At 41.3% G+C, this 24,023-nt stretch carries 18 protein-coding genes and 1 pseudogene; 7 read left to right on the plus strand and 12 right to left on the minus strand.

The window, feature by feature from the left end:
- Window positions 1–11 precede the first annotated feature (11 nt).
- Both AN394_RS13170 and AN394_RS13175 read left to right on the plus strand, forming a co-directional pair.
- On the plus strand, window positions 12–1,178 hold the full coding sequence (locus AN394_RS13170; RefSeq protein ID WP_235576264.1) for a peptidyl-prolyl cis-trans isomerase: 1,167 nt from the start codon (window positions 12–14) through the stop codon (window positions 1,176–1,178).
- A complete protein-coding gene (locus AN394_RS13175; RefSeq protein WP_055021728.1) occupies window positions 1,175–1,699 on the plus strand; it encodes a hypothetical protein in 525 nt (174 codons plus the stop codon). The genes AN394_RS13170 and AN394_RS13175 overlap by 4 nt, the downstream gene beginning before the upstream one ends.
- 39 nt (window positions 1,700–1,738) lie before the next feature.
- On the opposite strand, the gene AN394_RS13180 is transcribed toward AN394_RS13175, so the two are convergent.
- Window positions 1,739–2,185 (minus strand): Hsp20 family protein, encoded by a 447-nt coding sequence (locus tag AN394_RS13180; protein WP_054562102.1) that lies wholly within the window; start codon window positions 2,183–2,185, stop codon window positions 1,739–1,741.
- 329 nt (window positions 2,186–2,514) lie between these two features.
- Here AN394_RS13180 and AN394_RS13185 point away from each other — a divergent pair, with 329 nt between their 5' ends.
- From AN394_RS13185 to AN394_RS13195, 3 genes are all read left to right on the plus strand, one after another.
- Entirely contained in the window at window positions 2,515–2,973 is a 459-nt protein-coding gene (locus AN394_RS13185; RefSeq protein WP_235576265.1) for a TlpA disulfide reductase family protein, read from the plus strand.
- A 110-nt stretch (window positions 2,974–3,083) separates the two neighbouring features.
- The gene (locus AN394_RS13190; RefSeq protein ID WP_054553185.1) at window positions 3,084–3,347 is read left to right on the plus strand and encodes a GrxA family glutaredoxin; all 264 of its coding nucleotides are present in this window, start codon (window positions 3,084–3,086) and stop codon (window positions 3,345–3,347) included.
- A 147-nt stretch (window positions 3,348–3,494) separates the two neighbouring features.
- Window positions 3,495–5,300 (plus strand): DEAD/DEAH box helicase, encoded by a 1,806-nt coding sequence (locus AN394_RS13195; protein ID WP_055021730.1) that lies wholly within the window; start codon window positions 3,495–3,497, stop codon window positions 5,298–5,300.
- A gap of 184 nt (window positions 5,301–5,484) precedes the next feature.
- Here AN394_RS13195 and AN394_RS13200 read toward each other — a convergent pair whose 3' ends face one another.
- From AN394_RS13200 to AN394_RS13235, 8 genes and pseudogenes are all read right to left on the minus strand, one after another.
- Window positions 5,485–7,044: an AbgT family transporter gene (locus AN394_RS13200; RefSeq protein ID WP_054562105.1), complete on the minus strand. Its 1,560-nt coding sequence runs from the start codon at window positions 7,042–7,044 to the stop codon at window positions 5,485–5,487.
- Between the two features lie 148 nt (window positions 7,045–7,192).
- On the minus strand, window positions 7,193–7,471 hold the full coding sequence (locus AN394_RS13205) for a YfcL family protein (RefSeq protein WP_054553188.1): 279 nt from the start codon (window positions 7,469–7,471) through the stop codon (window positions 7,193–7,195).
- A 2-nt stretch (window positions 7,472–7,473) separates the two neighbouring features.
- Entirely contained in the window at window positions 7,474–8,616 is a 1,143-nt protein-coding gene (locus AN394_RS13210; RefSeq protein ID WP_054562106.1) for an ATP-NAD kinase family protein, read from the minus strand.
- Window positions 8,606–9,175 (minus strand): elongation factor P hydroxylase, encoded by a 570-nt coding sequence (locus AN394_RS13215; protein ID WP_054562343.1) that lies wholly within the window; start codon window positions 9,173–9,175, stop codon window positions 8,606–8,608. Before AN394_RS13215 ends, AN394_RS13210 begins: the two co-directional genes overlap by 11 nt.
- Window positions 9,176–9,265: 90 nt before the next feature.
- Window positions 9,266–12,442, minus strand: a complete 3,177-nt coding sequence (locus AN394_RS13220; RefSeq protein ID WP_055021731.1) for an HD domain-containing phosphohydrolase — start codon at window positions 12,440–12,442, stop codon at window positions 9,266–9,268.
- 122 nt (window positions 12,443–12,564) lie between these two features.
- Window positions 12,565–14,157, minus strand: a pseudogene (locus tag AN394_RS13225) (HD-GYP domain-containing protein); the annotation flags it as partial.
- A gap of 944 nt (window positions 14,158–15,101) precedes the next feature.
- A complete protein-coding gene (locus AN394_RS13230) occupies window positions 15,102–16,265 on the minus strand; it encodes a GGDEF domain-containing protein (protein WP_054562109.1) in 1,164 nt (387 codons plus the stop codon).
- Window positions 16,266–16,434: 169 nt separating this feature from the next.
- Window positions 16,435–17,085, minus strand: a complete 651-nt coding sequence (locus AN394_RS13235) for a glutathione S-transferase family protein (protein ID WP_054562110.1) — start codon at window positions 17,083–17,085, stop codon at window positions 16,435–16,437.
- A 101-nt stretch (window positions 17,086–17,186) separates the two neighbouring features.
- Between AN394_RS13235 and AN394_RS13240 the strand changes: the two genes are divergently transcribed.
- Entirely contained in the window at window positions 17,187–18,026 is an 840-nt protein-coding gene (locus AN394_RS13240; protein WP_054562111.1) for a LysR family transcriptional regulator, read from the plus strand.
- Window positions 18,027–18,039: 13 nt separating this feature from the next.
- On the opposite strand, the gene AN394_RS13245 is transcribed toward AN394_RS13240, so the two are convergent.
- Complete coding sequence (locus tag AN394_RS13245; RefSeq protein ID WP_054562112.1) at window positions 18,040–20,040, minus strand: winged helix-turn-helix domain-containing protein; 2,001 nt, start codon at window positions 20,038–20,040, stop codon at window positions 18,040–18,042.
- A 130-nt stretch (window positions 20,041–20,170) separates the two neighbouring features.
- Between AN394_RS13245 and AN394_RS13250 the strand changes: the two genes are divergently transcribed.
- On the plus strand, window positions 20,171–22,177 hold the full coding sequence (locus tag AN394_RS13250) for a fused MFS/spermidine synthase (protein ID WP_055021733.1): 2,007 nt from the start codon (window positions 20,171–20,173) through the stop codon (window positions 22,175–22,177).
- Between the two features lie 68 nt (window positions 22,178–22,245).
- Here AN394_RS13250 and aroC read toward each other — a convergent pair whose 3' ends face one another.
- Both aroC and prmB read right to left on the minus strand, forming a co-directional pair.
- Entirely contained in the window at window positions 22,246–23,343 is a 1,098-nt protein-coding gene (aroC, locus tag AN394_RS13255; protein WP_055021734.1) for a chorismate synthase, read from the minus strand.
- 65 nt (window positions 23,344–23,408) lie between these two features.
- A partial coding sequence (prmB, locus tag AN394_RS13260) for a 50S ribosomal protein L3 N(5)-glutamine methyltransferase (RefSeq protein WP_055021735.1) occupies window positions 23,409–24,023 on the minus strand: 615 nt, incomplete at its 5' end.

A 24,023-nucleotide genomic window follows, 5' to 3' on the forward strand; every position in this document is an offset into this window, starting at 1 on the left:
GGCTTTACATTTTGACAGCACTGCTAGGTTTGCTTTTTAGCAACCTAGCAGTTGCTGCGTTTAATCAATACACGGAATCTGAAATTGATCTCATGTGGCAGGTCTACAAAGAGCAAAGCCCTGATATTAGCAAACAGCAAACACGTGCACGTCTATACGAGAATCAATTTTTACTTGAGTACGCACAGAAAAACATGCCAGAGCTTGTAGAGCGCCAAGCGAGTGTTGGCTTTTCAACTCATTACCATGTAATGCGCTACTTAGATAATCTGTTTATTCATCAGCTAAATCTTACCGATAAACCTGCCACAACTGGGCTTAAACCATTTGATCAACACTGGTTGAAAATCAACTTAGGGCAATACCCGCTGAATGGTCAGTACAGTGATGCCCAAATCAAACAATTCAATGCTATTAAACTCAATTTGTTTGAAAACTCAATGACGCTGTACGAATTTATGGCGCCTCTTTCTATGCAGACTCGCTTTCGTTTGCATCAAGGGGATAGCGACTTGTTCAAAACCGAAATTTTAAAACATCGACAATTTATTTTGCATTTAAAGCAAGCTGACACAGTCTTACAAACACAGCAACTTTCGCTACCCCATCTTTATTCTATAGCCAAGGGCGATATCTTAAGACCTTCGATTCAAAGCTGGTTAGGCATAAAAGGTATTATGCATGTTGATAGTCCTGTGTTAACTAGCTTAGAAAACACGGTAACTGGCACCGAAATCCAGCAATATTACCAGCAACACAAAGAACGATTTCATTATCTAAAATCGGTTAAGGCCCATGGCGGCGAATTTACCGATAGAGAGGCGGCGTTAGCATTTAGAAAGCAAGCAGAATCAAGCTCGATACAACACGCACTAAAGCAATTAAATCAGCCCGATATTTACGCTCAATATAAAAACCACTTAACCCGAGAGCAAAAACGAAATTGGGCAGTACAATTAGCATTCACACAAAAACCTCAACAATTGAGTGAAGTAATACGCTCACCGAATGGTTTATGGGTAGTAGTAATGAGCTACGATCATACTTTTGGCTACTTTAGCGCAAATGACGAAACCGTTCGCTATCAAGCTAAAAAGGCCATCGCAATTGAAAAAGCCAAAAGCAGCTATCAACAAAAATGGCTGGCTTGGCAAACACACCATGGCGTTAAGCTATGAAATGGTTAGCTTTAGCACTCATGGTACTGTCCAGCGCTGCCGTTGTTATTCATCTGCAAACTCACCCTATTAGTTTAGCACCTGCTGAAAAAGTACCGGTGTCCGTTGAGGTTGAAAAAACAGATGTTCATGATCAGCAAGCACTGACCAGCACGCTCGAAAAGCAAGCCCACCCAGCTACAGAGCAAATCGAAAATGCCAGCATTAAAGCGATAATCACAACACCTGATTATATAGCCCCTATTGCAAAGCAAACCCTGCAAGCAAAGCGGTTTACAGGTGATCTTAATGATCACAAAGCGTATCAGACATATCATCAAGCGCAGCAAACTGAACTAGAACTTCGCTTTATTGATGCCGCAGAGAGTAAAATTGCTACTCTCGAATCCCTTCTAGAACGTGGTAAGCAAGCGGGGTTGTCAGAAGGTAAGCTTAATGAAGCCGAAGATAAAATTGCGGCTTTAAAGACGATGCAAGCAGAATTAGTTGCTAAGCATAACGAAAAAAGCCGCCTCAAATGAGGCGGCAAAACTAACTAGGGGAAACAATGCTGTTGGGTATTACTTGTTTTCGAGTAATTTACCATTACCGATTTCGATTTTACGTGGTTTTAAAGCTTCTGGAATTTCACGCTCTAAATCGATACTTAGTAAGCCATTTTCAAGGTCAGCGCCAAGCACTTTAACGTGGTCACCTAATTGGAACTTACGCTCAAAGTTACGCTCTGCAATGCCTTGGTGAATGAACTTACGTTCAGCATTATCTTGTTTATCAGCTTTAGTACCGCTGACTTTCAATGTGTTGTTTTCTGACTCAATGGTCAATTCACTGTCACTAAAACCTGCTACAGCCATAGTGATACGATATTTGTCTTTATCGAGTGCTTCGATGTTGTACGGAGGAAAACTTGGCTGCTTGTCTGTGCGAGCTGCCGCATCCATTAATGATGCTAAATGATCGAAACCGATGAATGAACGATAAAGTGGTGATAAGTCTACTGTACGCATAATTATATCCTCATATTTAAGCGATATTTTGTTAGTACTCTTCTATTGAACCAGTGCTAACAAAGTTAAATTAATACTATATATTTCAATTACTTTAGTTTGTTTGGGACCCATCAGGCGTCCTCACTAAACTATTTATGGGCGGGTAAAATCTTTTCAAGATTTTTAGCAAAAAAAATTGTAATTTTTTTAAATCAATTGAAATTTTAACCCCCTCAAACTGGTCTGAATTAGTTGATTTTAAAGGGCTAACAACGTACAAAATAACAATGAAAAAAAATCCAACTTTTTTAAAAAAATTTATCAATGTGCTAAAAAATGTCGTGTTAATGGCAGTCGTTGTGTATGCCGTGACCGCATTTCAGCAACGTAATTTACTCTCAACTGATAAAACTCCTGCCCCCTATTTTAATTTAGCCACGCTAAAAAACCCGACAGAGCGGATGACCATTGCACAATTACAAGGAAAGCAAACAGTGGTGTATTTCTTTGCGCCTTGGTGCTCAATTTGTCGTTACAGTATGCCAAATTTAGAAAAGGCTCATCAGCAAGGTAAGTTAAATGCCATAGCAATTGCCCTTGATTACCAAAACATTACTGAAGTTAAACAGTTTACCGATTCACTCGAATTAACAATGCCGGTGTTACTTGGCAGTAAAAGTACAGGTCAAGATTATAAAATCAGTGCCTACCCAACTTATTATGTTATTGATGAGCAATTGGCCATTACTGCGCATTCTATGGGTTACTCAACAGAACTTGGCCTTAGGATGCGCACACTTGATTAGCTCAATCGCTTTTAGTGAGAAAAAACAGAATAGTGCAATCGATTTTATGCGCTGTTTTTATTCATTTAATCCGTTAAGATGATAAACACATTCAAATCGAGGAGAGCGATATGTTAACTGTAATTTTTGGCCGTGAAGGCTGCCCATACTGTGTTCGTGCAAAAGACGTTGCTGAAAAACTAGCAAATGAGCGTGACGATTTTAAATACCGTTATATCGACATCATTAAAGAAGGCATCAGCAAAGCAGATTTAGAACAGTCTGCAGGCAAACCTTGCCCAACCGTACCACAGATTTTTATTGACCAAGCCCACATTGGTGGCTTCACTGAATTCGAAGCATACGCTAAAGAAAATTTAGGGTTATATCAATAAATTGTAAACGTGGTTGATTTTGGTAATTTTAAACTGATTAAATTATGACCAACATCAACCACATACAAATTAGTTGTAATTTATACAAGCAATTGCATTGTATTTCCTATACAATGCGCGCCTCTTTAAATTCGTTGAGGCGTATTAATGTCAGAACCAGTCACGTTTGAATCTCTAAATCTTTCTCCTGCAATCCTTAAAGCAGTTGAAGAGTTGGGTTACAAGACTCCATCTGAAATCCAAGCTCAATGTATACCGTTATTGCTAGAAAGAAAGGACGTACTGGGACTAGCGCAAACGGGTACAGGTAAAACAGCAGCATTTGCACTGCCGTTACTAAATAATATTGACCCGTCTGTGAAGCAGCCACAGATCCTTGTTTTAACGCCTACGCGTGAACTTGCGATCCAAGTAGCTGAGGCATTCGAACAATATGCTAAGCATACTCGTGGTGTTGAAGTTTTAGCCCTTTATGGTGGCCAAAGCTATAGCATCCAACTAAGTGCACTTCGTCGTGGCGCGCAAATCATTGTTGCAACGCCAGGTCGCTTAATTGACCACATTAACCGTGGCACAATCAAGTTTGAGAGCTTACAAGCCCTTGTTCTTGATGAAGCAGACGAAATGTTACGCATGGGCTTCATTGATGATGTAGAAAGCATCATGGAGAAAACGCCACGTGAAAAGCAAACATGTCTTTTCTCTGCGACCATGCCTAAGCAAATTCAAAATATCAGCAGCAAGTACATGAATGAGCCTGAGCAAGTTCATATTTCTGCGCGTAACTCAACTGTATCAACGGTTGAACAAGTATTTTGGAATGCACACGTACACAAAAACAAAGCTATCGTTCGCTTCTTAGAAGCAGAGCAATACGATGGTGCAATTGTTTTCGTACGTACACGTAACGACACGGTACAGTTAGCTGAATTACTTGAGCGCGAAGGTTTCTCTGCGGCACCACTTAATGGTGACATGAACCAACAAGCACGTGAACGCACAGTAGATCGTTTGAAAAACGGCCTAGTTGATATCGTTATTGCAACAGACGTTGCTGCACGTGGTCTTGATGTAGACCGTTTAAGCTTAGTAATTAACTACGATATTCCACAAGATTCAGAAGCCTACGTTCACCGTATTGGCCGTACTGGTCGTGCGGGTCGTCAAGGTAAAGCGATTCTTTTCGTAAAACATAACGAGCGTTATTTACTTAAAAATATCATTCGTCATACGAAATCTGATATCGCACAAGTTGATTTACCAACAGCTAAAGTTGTTGAAGAAAAGCGTATTAAAGCGCTTCAAGACAAGCTTACAATTGCTCTTGAAAACAAAGACATCACTTTCTATAATCAAGTTGCTGCTAACATGGCAGAGAAACTTGAGCTAAGTACTGAAGATTTAGCAGGTGCATTACTTTGTTTAGCGCAGCAACAATCACCAATCAAGGTTGAAGAAGTTAAAGTTCAACCACGTGGCGAACGCAATGAGCGTCGTCGCAATGAACGTGGTGATCGTGGCGACCGCCAAGGACGCGAGCGTAAACCTCGTGAGCCGCGTGAGCGCAACAGCCGTAACATGGGTCCTATGGATACTTACCGTATCGAAGTAGGTCGTGAGCACGGTGTACAAGTTAAAAATATCGTTGGTGCGATTGCTAACGAAGCTGATATCTCAAGCAAGTTCATTGGTGATATTCGCTTACATGATAATCACAGTACGGTACAGTTACCACAGAACATGCCAAAAGATGTGCTTGATCACTTCCAAAAGGTATTTATCTGTAAACGTCCGATGAATATGACGCTAACGCAAGACCAAGGTCCTGCGGCTCCTCGCTCTGAGCGCCCAAGCGGTGATCGTGGTGATAAGAAGCGTAACTTCAAAGACCGTGGCGAAAAACGTGGTGGCCCTCGTAAAGAGCGTCGTCCAGTGAGCTTCACTGCGAACTAATCGAAGCTGTAAGCTGTAAGCTGTAAGCTGTAAGCTGTAAGCTGTAAGCTGTAAGCAATAAAAAACCTTGTCATGAGAGTGACAAGGTTTTTTTGTGTCTGTAGTAAAGCTGTCAGCCGTCAGCTATCAGACTTCAGTTTTTTAAAACCTCAGTTGGATGACTGAGGCTTTGTTACTCTAATCGTTATGAGCCGATGGCTGGGTATGCATAGCTTGATTGAAGACCTAGTGGAATACCTAAGCCCCAGTACGCGAGTAAGAAGATACTCCAACCGATTAAGAAGGCGATTGAGTAAGGTAACATCATCGCGATTAAGGTGCCGATACCGGTGCCTTTTACATACTTTTGGCAGTACACAACAACCAGTGGGAAGTATGGCATTAGTGGCGTGATGATATTCGAACTAGAGTCACCTACACGGTACGCAGCTTGCGTTAAATCAGGTGAAATACCCAGTTGCATCAGCATGGGAACAAAGATTGGCCCTAATAGCGCCCATTTTGCTGAGCTTGAGCCAACAAATAGGTTCACGAACGCCGTTAAGAAGATAATACCTACTACAGTGACTGAACTTGGCAGAGCCATTGCTTTTAATAGTTGTGCACCTTCTATAGCAAGTAATGCACCTAGGTTTGATTTACTAAATGCAGCAATAAATAACGCACAGAAGAACGCCATAACAATATAGTAAGCCATACCGCTCATCGCTTTACTCATTGCATCTATCATATCTTTAGAGCTTTTAAAGGTACCCACGGCAAAACCGTAGACGGCACCTGGGATCCAAAACAGTAAGAAGATAAGTGGCACAATTGATTGCATTAACGGCGAGCGGAAATTAGTTAACGAGCCATCACTGCTGCGCATTGCTGAGTCGGCTGGCGCTGAGACAAACCAAAGTAGCGCAAGGCCTGCAATCATCACTGTGCTTGCAATATAGAACGCACGTTTCTCATCACTGCGTGCCTCATCAAAGGCAGGTAGGTCTTCGGTATCTCCATCAAGTGGCGTGTTCTGTAAACGCGGCTCGATGATTTTATCTGTAATATACCAGCCTAATAAGATAATAAATAAGCTCGAAGCTGAGGTGAAAAACCAGTTATTAAGCGGGTTAATCGCCATATCTGGGTTAATAATTTGCGCCGCACTTTGGGTAAAGCTTTGCAGTAACGGGTCAATCCCTGACGGAATAAAGTTTGCGCTAAAGCCACCACTTACCCCAGCAAACGCAGCTGCAATACCTGCAAGCGGATGACGCCCCATCGCATAGAAAATAACCCCAGCAAGAGGGATAACTAGTACGTAACCGGCATCAGTTGCGGTATGGCTGACAATCGCCACTAAAATAATAGATGGTGTTAAAAGCTGCTTAGGCGTTACTTTTAACATTAATTTAAGGCCGGTATTGATAAAGCCAGAATGCTCAGCAACACCAACACCTAACATAGCAACCAGCACTACACCAAGCGGCGCAAAACCAGTGAAGGTTTTAACCATCGAAGATAAGAAGGTGGCAAGGGAGTCCCCTGCTAATAGGTTATTTACAACGATGGCTTCGCCAGTGCGCGGGTCGATTGCATCAAATGTAGTGCCCGAGAAAAGCCAAGATAAAAACCAAATAAGTAGCATGGCGACTAAGAATATAATCGCCGGATCAGGTAGCTTGTTACCTACCCTTTCTATGGTATTTAGAAAACGTGCGATTGCACCACTTGGTGCCTGCACATCATTATTGTTATTCATTTTCAAATTCCCTGGAAAAATATCTCATTAACCTTAACGTATCTAACTACTAAGGTAAATTTTAAGTTAATGGGATTACCTGATAAAGGTAAAGTGATTATGTAAAAAAAGCGACACAGGTCGCTTTACAGAGTTTTATTTAATTAGATTAGGCTGCAAGTGCTTTAACTTCATCCCATAAGCGTACAACAAGCTCTTTATCTTCTTCGTTTAGCTCACCGTTGCGATAAGCTTTAACTAGGCTAGATTCAACTTGATTGTTTAACTCATCAATCGATAAGTTTAATTCTTCTACTTGTGCATAGCCTACAGCTAAGTCAAAGTGACCACGTAAATAACCACCAGCAAATAGCTCGTCGTCTGTTGCTTTATCAACTAAATCATCAAAATATTGCTGCGCTGCATCAATATAACTTACTAAACTCATTGTTACTTCTCCTCTGGGTGCAGCCCATCTTGATGACCCACTGCATACATAATATGGTCATTGAAACCTGTGGTTACGCGAATATAACCACTTAATTCATCGTCTAAGTCACTGTCACCAGTATCGGCAATCAGTGGTCGGCCATTTAAAGCCTGTAATTTAGTTTTAGTGGCTACAACAATAATATTATCACGGCCAATAGCACGAATAAGTGCAGGGCTTAATTGCTGATTACCTCGGCCGAAGATATGGCCTTGGCCACCAATTAAGGTGATCACCAATTTGGTTTCTTTACCTTGTGTGAGTTCAAGTAATTGCTGAGCAGTTAAATCCTGCGCGATAAGCTCTTGGTCTGCCACTAAGTCTACACCTAGCAAGGTATTTTCAAGACCCATTTCTTCCATAATTGCCGCGACTGTAGAACCACTGCCCATCACATATAAGCAGTCTTCATCCATTTCACTAACAACATAGGCAGCTATATCGGCAAGCACTAATTCATCGGTTTCTTTACCGCCATTTTTCACTGCCTGTACATATCGTACTTCACTAGGCACTTGCATTTCACCATAGCGCTTAGCTTTTACCGTGCCTTCGCGAAATGCTTCTTCGTCGATATCCATCACATCAGCATCGCCAAGGCTTACAAGTTCACCTTTAACTAGCATCTCAACAACACGCCCAGCAGCTTTTGGGGTAATAGCATAAACCCCAGAATGAATTTTACAGCCTGCAGGAATACCTAATACAGGAGTGCTATCGCCAACCGCATGGCAAATATTGCGGGCAGTACCATCGCCCCCCGCAAATAAAATAAGGTCAACACCTTGCTCAACTAATAGCTTGGCAGCCTGCTCTGTGTCATCTGGGGTGGTGATATCGTTTGTTTGGTAAATAACTTGGCTTTGAAAGCCTAGTTGCTTTGCCGTTTGCTCGCCCATTTCACCGTTTACAGTGTAAATGATTAAGTCATCTTGATGGGCAAGCAGCACTTCAAGTGCCGCTCGGGTGCGTAAGTTTGCTTTTGGCTCAGCACCAAGTTGCATTGCTTTTGCGGCGGTATCTGCGCCATCACTGCCCTTTAGTGCGACACTGCCACCTAAGCCGGCAACCGGATTTACAATCAAACCTAATTTAAACTGCATCAGATAAAGCTCCTGGGTTGCCATGAAAATCGCGCTGCCACGTAAACTGAGCAGCCGATAGTGGCCATGGGGTTTTATAGAAATCACTCAATGCTTTAAGAAGTGCTGTCGTGCGCTGATTAAAGCCAGATGCTAAAAAGCTCAACACTTGCTGGTGAACTCGCGCTTGAAAATCGAATCGACAGGTTTGCTCGCCATTTAAATTATCAACCGATACATTAAAATCAAAACCTGCTGCAGTACTGAGCGCCCACTCTATAGCTTGGGGCTTTACTTCAACTGCTTCAAATTCAGCTTGCTGGTGCTTATCACGACCATCTGGGCAATACCAATAGCCATAATCTTCTTTTAACCGACGTGCCTCACCAGCCACCAGCCAATGGGCAATTTCGTGTAAAGCACTGGCATAAAAACCGTGGGCAAACACAATTTGGTGATAAGGCGTTTGCTCATCAGCAGGCAGGTAAATAGGTTCATCATCACCCTTTATCAAACGCGTGTTATGGCTTTGATAAAAGGTGCTTTCAAAAATAGCGATTAAGTCAGCAATCTGATGCATACGGCTTGAATTCATCTCGTTAAAAGCGTCACTAAAAACGAGGCGAATTGTACGGACTTTTCACTCTAAAGTAAAAGCAACCGCCCTCAGTTACAGGTATTTTGCGATATCAACATCATCGATTTGCTCTGGGTTTAAATAGCGTTTTGCATATTCAAGGTAAATACCTGATGTTAAAAATAATTTGAACACATCTTCATCAACATGCTGATCGGCTACCATCTTGGCTAAAATATCAATGGCAACACTGAGTGGCTTGGCTTTTTTATAAGGTCTATCGGCAGCGGTTAATGCTTCGAAGATATCAGCCAGCACTAGCACACGCTCAGGTATCGATAAATCATCTGCAGATAACTTACGCGGATACCCCGTGCCTTTTAGAGTTTCGTGATGGGTCGAGGCATAACGTGGCACCCGTGCTAATTCTTCAGGGAACGGCACATTATCGAGCATTCGAATGGTACTGATAATATGCTCATTAATTTTAAAGCGATCTTCATTTGTTAACGTACCGCGCTGAATTTGCAAGTTATACAGCTCACCTAGATTATACTTGTACTCAGGAATGCTTACTTTAATGCCTAAGCGCTCGTCATACTCAATAGGTTTATCATGGGTGATCAGATGTTCAGGCTTATCTGAAAGTAGCTTTTCAGTAACAGGCAACTGCTCATCATTACTATGAACGCGTAGTTCTTCAACTGGCGAAAGGCCTATTTTATCGTCAAAATGTCGCTGCCACGTTATGTTACTGAGCGCCTCTAAACGCTTAAGGCTTGCTTCATCCATAAACTCGCCACCCACATTGCACGCAGCGATAAACGAAAAATCACTGCGTAATTGTGCTTGGCGTTTGCCAAGCTCGGCCTCAAGCTCTGGTTGCTTTTCTGGTGAGCTTTGCAACGCTTTTAAATAAGCGATTTCTGCATCTCGCCATAGCACTTCAAAACGTGTACGCACTTCATGAATACGGTTATAAATGGTTTCTAACTTAGTGCCTTTGTCGACGATATGCTCTGGGGTGGTGATTTTACCGCAGTCATGTAGCCAAGCCGCGAGGCTAAACTCTCTTAACTCGTCTTTATTTTTAAAGGCAAACTCTTTAAAAGCGTGTTCATTGGAACTTGAAGCCGCTTTGGCCAACATAATGCCCAGTTCTGGTACTCGTTCGCAGTGCCCTGCTGTATAGGGCGATTTATCATCGATGGCCTGCGCAATAAGCTCAATAAATGATTCCATTAAGGCTTTTTGATTTTGCTCATGCTGCTGAATAGATTGACTCATTTGCACCATGGAGTTGGCCAGGTTATTGATTTCTTTAATACTGCTTTTTAACGTTGAAACTTGGTCAAACTGACGCCGCTTTATCTTTAAGTTTTCGCCCTCTAAGGTCTTAATAGGTGCAACAATGGGTGAGGCAAAAAACCACGACACCGGCAATACCATAATTAAGCATGCGGCAGTGATAAAAATAGAGAGCTTAATTTTCTCACGGGTAGAGCTTAGTACCCCCTCTTTCGGCACCACTATCGCTAAGTAATCGCTATTAATGCCCCCTTCTGAAAGCGGAGTGATATACACGTACTTTTCAATGCCATTTAGGGTCATCAAACGTAAATGGGCAAAGTTTGTTTCATCTGTAATTAAAGTTAGAAACTCAGGATATGGCACAGTGCCAATAACTTGTGTTTGCTGACTGGCATCGCTCCCTAACCACTTTCGCTCAAGAGCAGCAATGTACGAATTTGGCAACTGAGTGATTGCCATATCAACTAAATCTTTAAGCGCTGCATCCTCTGGATGAAACAATAAATGCAGGGTATCGGGAAGTAGATCATGGCTATAACTATCAAGTTGATTGTACTGAATACCATCAATAAAAAACTGCTTTTGGGTGTACTTGAATACCGCCTCGTTATCTAAACCAGCATAGACGCGCCCTTGGCTTACTGCATCAAGCACCGCTTTAGTACTCGGTAGCTCAACAATATCGATGTCGGGAAAGTGCTCTTTGATCACTTTAATCACCGACCAGCCCTCGCCTATAGCCAACTGTTTGCCTGCTAACTGCTTCATAGTAACAATTGGTGTGGACCCTTTTGCTGTAATGATACTGAACGGTAAGGTCGCCATAGTTTGGCTCATAAGACCAAGCGGCTCATTGGCAGGCGTTTTAAAAATAGGCTGAATAATGTCTATTTCATCTTTTGCAAATTGGCTTAAAAACTCAGCCCAGGTAAAGCCATTAATAAAAGTCACCTTAATTCCAAGTAACTCAGCCAAACCATTAATATAATCAATGCTATAGCCTTTTGGGTTTCCGCCAACACTAAAGTCCATTGGTGGCCAATTGGTTTCGTTAGAAACACTTAAATAAGGGTACTTCGCCAATACACTTTGCTGATCTTCAGTAAGAGGCAGTTTTTCAAGCCTTGGCAATAGTAAGCCATTTTTTTGTTGGTTAGAGGCAACAATTTCACCTTCTTTATTGTAAATATACAGCTCACTTAAATACTGACTGCTCATTTTACTTTGCTGTTTACTTAAATACTCAGAGATGCTCGATAAGCTCACGTCTAACGCCAATACACTGTTTTCTCTTGCCGACTTTATCGAATAGGTTTGCCCGGGAGCTTGTAGGTGGGTGAAAAAATACGGCTTGGTTTTATTGACTCGGGTCGAGTTTGCTTGCTTAAACCACAAACGCTCTCGCGGATCATAGCTGGTACTCTTTGTTTGAGAGATACGCAAATTAAATTGCTGATCAAAGTAATGAGTATGCTGAACACGCTCAGCCCCTTCGCCGGTAATGTGGATCACGACCCAGCGATCTGCTTCGATGGCTTGCAACTGCTGGCGAACAATTTCACTACTTTCTAAATTAATTAATTCATAAAAGTCACCATTTTCATAGCCGACATATAAGGCATAAAACAATGGATTGAGCTGCATGATTTCGCTCATGACATCTCTCAGTTCACTTTTATCTTCGCTGTCGGCGCTGATAAGGCTGCTGTTTTGTACCATCACACTTAATGTGTTTTCTGACTTTTCATTCACCCCAGTAAGGTAATCAGCAACGGAGCCGGTGGCTAAATTAAAGTTTTTAACACTGGCTTCTAAAGCCATTTTTTCACTGAAATAATATTGCAGGCTAATTGCAATCAGGGCTGTTAATGAGGTGGCTAATACGAACACCGCGACAACGGTAAGACGAATCGAGAAACGAATTTTTTGTTTAAGTTTTTGAAAAGCAGATACCAGCACTTATGCATCTCCTTGCAATGCTTTGTTCGTAAATAATATTAGCTTATATAATCTTTATACACCAATAACTTTGTATTACAAACAAAAACACTGCAATATTAGCCTAAAGCATAAGCAAATAATTATCTTAGATATTTTTGAATATCGACCGAATCGATTTGCGACTCATGTAAAAACTGTTTTGCATATTTTAGGTATATGCCTGAAGTTAAAAAGAGCTCAAATACGTCACGGTCAATGTGATCGTCATCGACCATTTTCGCTAAAATATCAATAGCAACACTCAGAGGTTTCGCTTTTTTATAAGGTCTATCTGCTGCGGTTAATGCTTCGAAGATGTCAGCAAGTACTAACACACGTTCAGGTATTGATAACTGCTCAGCGGTTAATTTTCGTGGATAACCGGTGCCTTTTAAGGTTTCGTGGTGGGTTGACGCATAACGCGGAACTTTCGCTAATTCTTTAGGGAATGGCACACTTCCAAGCATACGAATTGTGCTGATCACATGCTCATTGATCTTAAATCGGTCTTCCGCTGTTAACGTGCCCCGTGCAACCGACAAGTTATACACTTCGCCGAGGTTATATTTATACTCAGGAATGACCATATTAATGCCCAAACTCTCTGGGTACTCAACGGCTTTTTCGTGTGGAATTAAATCACTTGGCTTATCGCTTAGCAGTGACTCTTCGACAGGTAAATGCTGATTCTTCAAATCAGCCATACGCATTTCTTCAAGGGGCGATAAACCTAAACTAGCGTCAAAATGACGCTGCCACTTAATGCTAGCAACCTCATGTAAACGAGACAGCTGCTCTTCATCCATAAACTCACCACCAATATTACAGGCAGCAATAAAGCTAAAGTCTGCGTGTAACTTTTCAGTTTGTTGCTCAAGCTTTTGCTTAAGCACAGATTGCTGCTCTGGGTGCGCTAATAGTTGCTCATAGTAAGCAATTTTTGCATCACGCAGCAGCACTTCAAACCGGGTGCGTACTTCATGAATACGGTTATAAATGGTTTCGAGCTTAGTGCCTTTATCAACAATATGCTCTGGTGTGGTGATTTTACCGCAATCGTGCAACCACGCTGCTAAACGAAACTCGCGTCGCTCATCAGGGGTTTTAAAGCTGAACTCAGAAAACGCCTCATCTGTTGAACCAGATGCTGCATCAGCAAGCCAAATACCCAGCTCTGGCACCCGCTCACAATGCCCTGCCGTATAGGGAGATTTATCATCAATGGCTTGCGCAATAAGCTCAACAAAGGACTCCATCAGCGCTTTTTGAGAATCTTCATGTTGCTCAATGGAGCGACTCATATCGACCATCGAACTAGCTAAATAATGAATTTCTAAAATATGGCTCGAAAGCGTTGATACCTCATTGTAATCGCGCTGTTGAATTTTTTTATTCTCACCCACTAGTTTAAGTATTGGATTAACGATTGAAGAGGCAAAAAACCAAGAAACGGGCAGCAGCAAGAGTAAAAATAAACCCGTGACTAAAATTGAAATTCGTATTTTTTCTTTAATTACTGCTAATACATCATCTTTAGATACCAGTACTGTAAAATAATCCACTTCATCAGATTGCATATCGCTACTGAGCGGCAGAGGCAGCACAAACATGTACTTTTCTATCCCCTTTTCATGGACGCTCAGCATTTTACCAAATTGATGCGTTTTATTGGCAAGCCCTGATTGCTGCTCATCTAATTTAACTAACTGGGATAAATCAGCAAAACTATGCTGATGGCTTTGATTTTTACTGCTCGCAATAATCTCGCCATCACCCCGATAAACATACATTTCACTTTCAACTAAGTGCTTCATTTTAGTTTGTTGTACGGTTAAGAAGTGATTCAAACTTGCACTGGCAATATCAATCGCTAATACATCACCTGTTTGCGCTGATTTAATTGCATAGGTATAACCTGGTACATCAAATACGTTAAACACGTACTGCTCAGTTTTCGTCACCGAAGTACTGATTGCATCCTGAAACCAAACACGGGTGCGCGGGTCGTAATCTGTCGCTTTAGTGTCTCTTTTACGAACGTTGAGCGACTCGTCTAAATACGTGGTTACTTGCTTACGATCGCTGCCCTGCCCTGTAATTTGATACACCAGCCAATGATCGTCTTCATCAAGTTGAAACGATGAAGGAAGCTTGGCATAGCCTTTTAAATTAATAACCTGTAATAAGTCGCCATTAGCATGACCAAGAAAAAGCGAATAAAAGTCTGGATGGCGCGTTAAAATTTCGAGCAATACATGCTGTAAAATCTCTTTATTATCTTGGCTATTCGAAAAGAGTCGCGTGTCGTGGATCATCACGCTCAAGGTATTATCGGCACGCTCATTGATTCGGGTAATGTGATCGGCTATTTGTTGGCTAGTTTGTTTAAATTGCTCAGATTTAGTTTGCAGTATCAGCTTTTCACTAAAGTAATAATGCAGACTAATCGCCACCACGGCTGTGAGTAAGCTTGCAAGGACAAATACCAGCAGAACACTGGCCCTAATTGAAATTTTATACCCTTTATCGTGGCGTGTTAGCATTCGCGACTCCTTGCTTGCTAATCTAAGAAAATAATCTGATTAAAGATTATACCGAAATGACTATAAGGTACATGTTTTAACTCATATTAAAGCTGTTAAAGTTTAATAACTAATTGATTACGCCCAGCATCTTTAGCCTGATATAGCGCAGCATCAGCCCTTGCAATTACTAACTTTTGTTCTTCTTCTCGCATCACAGTCAAACCAAAACTTGCTCGGATCGGTAGAGATAACCCCTCAACTTGGAACATCTCAGCATTCAGCCGTGAGATCATACTATTAATAATGACAGTAGCATCTGGCACTGAACATAATGGCAACACAATAACAAACTCTTCACCACCGAAGCGATATACATCATCTGAGGTACGCAACGACTGCGTTAAAAATGCAGAAAAATATTGTAATACCACATCTCCTACCTCATGACCGTGGGTATCGTTAACACGTTTAAAATAATCAATATCTGCCAAAATGACGCACACCTGTTTTGACTCACCCTGTTGCTGCTGAGTGAGCCTTTGGTACTCTGGGTAAGCATTATCAAAAGCGCGTCTGTTTGGCAGTTGAGTGAGTGAGTCTCTAAGTGCTTGGGTTTTCATTTCGTGAGCAAGTTGCGCAAGCTGAGCATTTCTGACAAATAGCTCCCTACGGATAATATGTTCGTGAGCAGCCATGATCATGCCTGCTAAGTTAGCCGCCAGATGCGCTAAAATGACCATATAAAGAGAGTGGTTAGAAATTTCTTTATTAAAATAGATAACAGAGATAGCAAGTGCACTATATAAAGTACTTAAAAATACAGATAACTTAATTGATACTAAGGTCGAAAAGTAAAATGTAATCAAAATGATTAAATCAAAAAACATATGCAGAATGTAAAAACGTTCATAAGTAATAGCCATAAACTGCATATTCAAAAATAAGAACAGCATAAATACAGATATCACCAAACGAAATAACTGGATAGTTTTGATATAACTCAGACCAAAAGCACTAAGTACGCATACTGAAACCATAATAATTCGGCCAGTTAGAGCAATATCAGGCCAAAATGAAGCTTGAATAATCATCTTATCGAAGAAGGTTACAAGCGTGGTAACTAAAGCAATTATGCAGCAAAAAAATTGCGCTATTTTTTTATCTTGTGCAAATTTACTTTGTAAAAATATTTGCTCTACCTGCAGCGACTTAAATTGACAGGCATAGCGATCTATCGTCATATCTTGATTAAATAATTTTGCTGCAAAAGCGCCCATAAATAAATGCCTACTACGAAAGGGGGGTGTTCGATTAAAGAGCAACTACTCTAGTATAGAGTGTATATTCACTAATTAAACTAGTATTTTTGTATAAAAATACTACAAAAAACCCCAAATAAAAGTATAGTAGACAATAAATTAAATAGGAAAATATTCTAAATTTCAGTTAGTTGATTTCTTCACCCGCTTCATCACAGTCTACAATATCGGTTTCTTTAAGGGCTTCGCTGATCCAGCTTTGCATTACCGAGCAACTAAGTACGTGCTGGCAATAAGCTTGTGCAGCATGCGAAAGCTCCACCTGATACGTTTTGAAGCGCAGCACCACAGGTGCAAACATCGCATCAACAATAGAGAACTCACCAAATAACCATGCATTAGGGTAACTTTGCTGCTGAGCAGAAAATATCTCATCGATACGCGCAATGTCTTTTTTAGCTTGCTCTGATAATTCAACATGCCTGTTAGCGCGAATATTCATTGGCATTTCACTGCGAAGTGCAGCAAAACCAGAGTGCATCTCAGCCGCTAGACTGCGCGCTTTTGCTCTTTGGGCTATTTCACTAGGCCAAGCAGCACCATTTAGATAAGCATCATTGATGTATTCACAAATAGCGAGTGAATCCCACACGATTAATTCAGCATCAATAAGGGCCGGCACTTTTTGCACGGGAAACTTACTTTTTAATGCTTCATAAAACTCAGGCGTATCTAAAACTAATTGCAGCTCTGTAAAAGAGATATTGAATTTACTCAGCAAATACCACGCCCGCAATGACCAAGTTGAGTAGTTTTTATTGCCAATAAATAATTGCATTGTGCTTCCTTTAACGTTTAGATTAGGCTCACTATAAAACAGCAATTGGGTAATTACTCGCCAATTGTTTTTATGCTACCTATAAGAAAAGCTGATACATTATGGATATTGATGCCCTCAGAACTTTTTGTGCCTTTGTTGATACAGGCAGCTTCACCCGCGCTGCAGCACAAATTTGCAGAACCCAATCTGCGGTAAGTATGCAAATGAAAAAGCTTGAACAAGACCTCGCAAGTCCGCTATTTGAAAAGCAAGGCCGTCAGTTGGTGCTAAGCCATCAAGGCCACCAGCTAGCAAGCTATGCAAAGCAATTGATAGCGCTTCATGATGAAGCCTTTAAGCAATTAAAAGCAGGCACTGGCAATATACGTGTGCGCATTGGTTGTCCTGATGACTATGCCCACTCTTTACTACCAGAGCTTGTTGATGCTTTACACCAACAGTTTAATGCACTGGATTTACAAATAAGCTGCGCCCCTAGTACTGAGCTCAGAGCCAAACTAGACCAAGGTATGCTCGATTTGGTGATTGCCACTCGCTCGCCAGACAGCGAAGAAGGCTACTTATTGCAATCAAGCCAAGGCGTGTGGGTGAAAAGCCCTGCTTTTGAGATTAACGATTCAACCCCACTTCCTATCGCCTTGTTTCAACGAGACTGTAAGTTTCACCAAGCCAGTATTGAGGGTCTATTAAAAGCCGAGCGTCGTTTTAATATTATTGCCTGTTGTGGCTCAGCGGGAGCGTTACATGGCTTGATTAAACAGGGACTGGCAATTGGCAGTATGGCGCGAATAAGCATGCAATCAGGTGTGGAAGAGATCTGCGGTACCTCACTTCCGGTATTGCCTGTCATTGATATCGTGCTGCTTTACGGTAATCATGCCCACAACCCACTCAGTCATGAGCAGCTTAAGCAGCTTGTGGAGTTGATTAATACGTAAAAAACATATCAAGCTAAAGAAGTTTTACTAACTTACGAGTTCTATTAGGCTCTGTAAGGTATAAAAACTCTGTTAAATCATGGGCACTGTTGATCAGCATATGTTGCTTAGGTTGAGTTAATTGCCAACTTTCTGTTGCAGCGGTTGCCAAATCAATACGTTGGAAATTAATGGTATCAGCATGCTCCATAGTGACCGCTAATTGCTGGTTACTTACAGATATACCAATGATGTCATTATTAGCAGCTTGCCAAACAGTCTCAGTATCTCCTCGGCTATTAACTCGAAACACTTCGTTGCTATTTGAAAAATAGATCTGATCTTGCTCATCTAAATCCATGCCATAGCAGCTTAAACGTTTCCCTGAGCCTGTGAAAGGTGTCAAATTTAGGCTTGTTAAATCGAATTTTGCCGGATGAAACGTCTGTCCATCCTCCGCTCGATATGAAACCAAAATCGCGTCTTGATTGTGATACATTTCTCGCAAGTAAAAAGAGTGATTTCCATGGGGAATTGTTTCATAAGTGCCACTGCTTAAATCAATTTTAAACAATGTATCTTTACTTGCGGTGTAAACCTGCCGTGCGTCTTGGCTCCAAACAATACCAAATAACTCATGGTTATCAGGGTTAGCAAAAATGCGCGTTTGCTTACCATTATCGTATAAAAATAATTGCTTTAATCCAAAACGATGAGACTCAAAAACAAATTTAGTTGAGTCTGGCGAAAACACGGGTAGAAAGTCGATCGATGAGGTATCTACGAGTTTGGTCAATTTGTCAGGGGTGGCACGTGTTTGGCTAACAATATCTACATCAACATTCACTAGCTCCATCAAAATGGCTTCAGCGTCTGGTGTGTACTGGGCATCACGAATTATTTGATAATTATTAAATGAAATTAACTGCTGCTCACCATCAAGCTCTAAATTAATAAGCTGATTTCGTTGGCTAATCAATAGTGCTTGATTATTCGGGTGCCAACTTAATCCTTGAATACCGTTTTCTATAATGGCAATAGTTTGTATTTTTTTACTGGCTAGGTCGAGTACATCAATACGGTATTTGTTTTGCCCCGCTTCAATCCCCATTGCGACTATACGGCCGTCTTTCGATAACGCATTAACAAGTAACCAATCTTGCTGTGTGGCAGCTAGTAAATGTGCTTTTTGTTTAGATTCTAAGTTAAGTGAAACGAGTCGAGTATCGTTGTGTAGTTTATCCTTTTCTATGTAATAAAGCTTATCAGCATGCCAATCGATGTGGTGACTGGTTACAACGGTGTCATCAAAAACACTCACCGTCGCTTGTTCTAATGGCTGAAATTTAGATAAATCAATGCTTATAGTGTTTAGATGTTGTTTCTGCTCTGTACTTTTCACAAACGCAATCGCATTATCGGAGGTCGACCACCCCAAAGCATAGTAGCTTGCAGCATCTTCAGTCAGCCTCACTTCTCGCTCTGTCGCAAGCTCTTTAAGCCAAATTTGCTGACTTCCTTTATCACCTCTAACAAAAGCAAGGTACTTACCACTATGTGAAAGTGACAAATTAGCTTCATTTAGTTCACTCGAAGTGAGTGGCATCAGCTGGGTAAAGTGAGCAGTATCTTGCTGTTTAGGGATTAGTTGCCACGCAGTAGCGATAAGGCTTACTAGTAAAAAAAACAGCAACCCAAGATTTTGCGCTTTTAGTTTTTTGCTCTGCCCCTGTGTTACTTTTTCAAGGCTATAACCGCGCTTAGGGTGTGTAATTATATACTGCGGATTTTTGGCATCTTCTTGGAGTGCTTTTCGTAGTAATGCGATACAACGCTGTACCGAACTTGGGTTGTAGGTAGCATTAGGCCACACATTTGCAAAGATTACTTCTTGGCTTACAACTTCACCTTTATTTAAATAAAGGGTATGTAATACATCCATGACCTTTGGCTCGACTATTTGCTCATAATCTTGCGATGAAATTAAACATCGACTCTCATCAATTGCAAATTTGCCGATTCGATAACGCGCCACTGACTTCTCCAATAAATATTTACGAATCAAAGATTAAGGTTTTCTTAAGAGAAACTCAAGCGTTACTCCATTGTCACTTTAATCTGGCTAATAGATTGTTTTTGCTATCTCAAAATAGGTAATAAAAACAATGTATAAATATTTATCAACGCTCACTATTTTCATCAGTGCTTTTTTAATTTTTCAAATTCAGCCGATGCTTTCAAAGCAACTTCTACCGCAATTTGGTGGTGGTGCCTCTATCTGGTCTGCGAGTTTAGTGTTTTATCAAGTCATGTTACTTATTGGCTATTTCTATGCGCATAACATAGGGCGCTTTCATATTAAGTTGCAGGTAGTCACCCATATAGTTTTAGTCACCTTTGCCACACTCATTGTTGTGACAGAATTTGCAGCCCCAAATCTCACAAATTGGCCACCTGCGCTTGCGGTGTTTGTTAATTTATTTATAGAAATTGGTCCAATATTTATTCTACTGAGCGCTACCAGCGTACTTTTACAAAGATGGTATGTGCAAACTGCTTCAGCACAGGTGCCTTACCATTGGTATTCCATCTCAAACTTGGGCTCTTTACTGGCGTTAATGAGCTACCCACTCGTTTATGAATTACTATTTTCTTTAGAGCAGCAAACTACATATTGGCTATTTGGACTTATCAGCTACTGCTTGTTATTAGCACTTCTAGTAATATTTTTACTCAAAAAAGCACCCGATTTATCAAAAGCATCTATTCAAACTAGGCCTTTCACGCTTTTAAAAGGTAAAGGTCAATGGCTGTTATTAAGTGCCTTAAGCTCAGCCATGTTGGTATCTACCACGCATATGATCAGCACTAATATTCCACCCATGCCATTACTTTGGTCGTTACCTCTTGTAATTTACTTGCTCACCTTTAGTTATACGTTTGCCAACAGAGCTAATTATCAGCGTCATGTGTGGGCATATGTGTTTATATTCTCGGCTTTTGCAGGTCTGCTGATGTTTTATTTTGGCAGCTTATTCAATGCCCTAGCCCAGCTTATAATTTACAGCCTGATTCTATTAACCGCCGGTATGGTCTGTCATGGTGAGCTGAGAAACAAAGCCCCTGAAAACGAGCAATTTACCATTTTTTATTTTTATATCGCCCTTGGTGGTGTGTTAGGGTCGCTTTTCAGTACGCTCATTGCCCCATTGCTATTTGTCCAGATTGACGAGTATTTACTTACATTAGCGGTTATTTTTAGTTTTGTGTGCTACTTCCAATTAAATGCTAAAACAACGACAAAACAGCTCAAATTCACTCTCGCAACCAGCTCCATCGCTTGGTTAGCATGCTATTGCTTTTTAGCAGTAAACTTTAACCAATATAACGTTGCCACTAGCCGCAACTTTTATGGCTATTTAGCGGTAAAAGATATAAACACTCAATCAATAAAAGAAAGGCGCTTAATTGACGGCACCACGATTCATGGCTCAGAGCCACTAAATCCAAACCAACAGTTTGAGCAAAGTTATTACCATCAGCATACTGGTGTCGCTAAATCACTTGCCATACTAAAGCAACACAGCGCACTAAACATTGGCGTCATTGGTTTGGGTGCAGGCGTTTTAGCGCGGTTTGCAGACCAACAGGATAGTATTCACTTTTTTGAGTTAAACCCTGCTGTGGTCGAGATGGCAAAGCGCTATTTCTCATATTTAGAAAACAGTAAAGCCAAGCTCACAGTCAGCTTAGGGGATGGTCGTATTGCGCTAAAAAATAATGCGGACGAAGTATTTGACGTCTTGATTATTGATGCATTTTCAAGTGATGTAATTCCTGCGCATTTGCTAACCCAAGAAGCAATGTCACTTTATTGGCAAAGGCTCAATGAAAATGGCGTATTGATTGTGCATATTTCAAATAATCATATCGACTTACTGCCTGTATTACAGGCACATAGCCAACATTTTAATAAAGCAATGTTAAAGTTTAGCTATCAAGGCCATAGCCCATCAGACATAGGCTCAGACTGGGTAGTGCTAACTGATAATCAGGCTTTTTTAAATCGTGTATCTATCAGTGATTTGTCGCCCATTAAACGCTCCCCATTTAGCGAACTGACCATGTGGACTGATAGCAAACACAGCCTACTTCCCTTATTAAAATTCTAACAGGCATAAAAAAGCGCGATGATAATCATCGCGCTCATTAACTGCGTTTACTTTATTTAAGACTGCGCTTAAATCGAACCTTTGATTGGTCCATGTTCGTGGCTTACATGTGGGTTTTGACCACGTTGGCGCAATAAGTGATCCATTAAGGTAATCGCCATCATCGCCTCAGCAATAGGAATTGCACGAATACCTACACATGGGTCATGACGTCCTTTGGTGATCATCTCTACCGCTTCGTTGCTGGTATTAATGCTGTTACCCGGTATGGTAATGCTTGAGGTTGGCTTAAGTGCGATAGAGGCAATGATATCTTGTCCTGTCGAGATACCTGCAAGTACACCGCCCGCGTGATTTGATGTGAAACCATCTGGAGTTAACTCATCACGGTGCTCAGAGCCTTTTTGCTCAACCACATCAAAGCCGTCACCAATCTCAACGCCTTTTACCGCATTAATGCTCATTAATGAGTGTGCAAGCTCTGCATCTAGGCGATCAAATACTGGCTCACCAAGACCAACAGGCACATTTTTAGCAACCACTTTAACTTTAGCGCCTACCGAATCACCTTGTTTTTTTAGGTCGCGCATATATTCATCAAGCGCGCCTAATTTACTCGGATCAGGGAAGAAAAATGCATTGTTTTCTACTTCATCCCAGTTGTAATCTTCAGCTTTAATTGGCCCAAGCTGGCTCAAACATGCCCGCACTTCAATACCATGAAATTGTTTAAGGTATTTTTTTGCAATTGCACCTGCCGCTACACGAATCGCCGTTTCACGGGCAGAAGAGCGACCACCACCTCGGTAATCACGGATACCGTACTTATGCCAATAGGTATAATCACCATGACCGGGGCGAAATACATCGGCAATTTTGCCGTAATCTTTTGAACGTTGATCGGTGTTTTCAATCAGTAAACCTATGCTAGTACCTGTGGTTTTACCTTCGAATACACCAGAAAGAATTTTTACTTCGTCACTTTCGCGGCGCTGTGTTGTATAACGACTTTGCCCCGGCTTACGACGGTCTAAATCTATTTGTAAATCGGCCTCGCTAATTTCAAGACCTGCTGGTGTGCCATCAACAACGCCGCCTAATGCAACGCCGTGGCTCTCACCAAAGGTGGACACTTTAAATAGTTGCCCGATGCTATTACCTGCCATTAATTTTCCTCATTCCTAATGACTACTGAGACCGAGCCCTCAGGCTCGGCTTTTAAAATCTGCTGTTAATCTTCGAAATAGTTAACAAGCTGCTGTTTGCTGATCACAAACACACCAAGGCCACCTTGTTCAAATTCAACCCACTCAAATGGTGCGCCTGGGTACAGCTCTTCCATATGTACCATAGAGTTACCAACTTCGACAAATAACAAACCGTTATCAGTTAGATGCTCTGCGGCTTCAGCTAAGATGGTGCGAGTAACATCAAGACCATCATGACCCGATGCTAAACCAAGCTCTGGCTCGTGATGGAATTCACGCGGTAAATCAGCCATATCTTCAGCGTCAACATACGGTGGGTTAGCTACTATTAGGTCATATTTTTGACCTGGAACACCACTAAACACATCTGACTGAATTGGCAGTACACGGTCATTTAGCATGTAATCGCTAATATTAATATCAGCAACTTCGAGCGCTTCATATGAAATATCAACCGCATCAACCTGTGCATCTTCAAATGCTTGTGCAAGTGCAATAGCAATACATGCAGAGCCGGTACATAAATCAAGAATACGCGTTACTGAGCTTGGCTCTTCTAACCAAGGTGCAAAGCGGTTGTTAATTAGCTCAGCAAATGGCGAACGTGGAATTAACACGCGCTCATCAACATAAAACGG

The organism is Pseudoalteromonas sp. P1-26, assembly GCF_001401795.1.
Classification (GTDB): domain Bacteria; phylum Pseudomonadota; class Gammaproteobacteria; order Enterobacterales; family Alteromonadaceae; genus Pseudoalteromonas.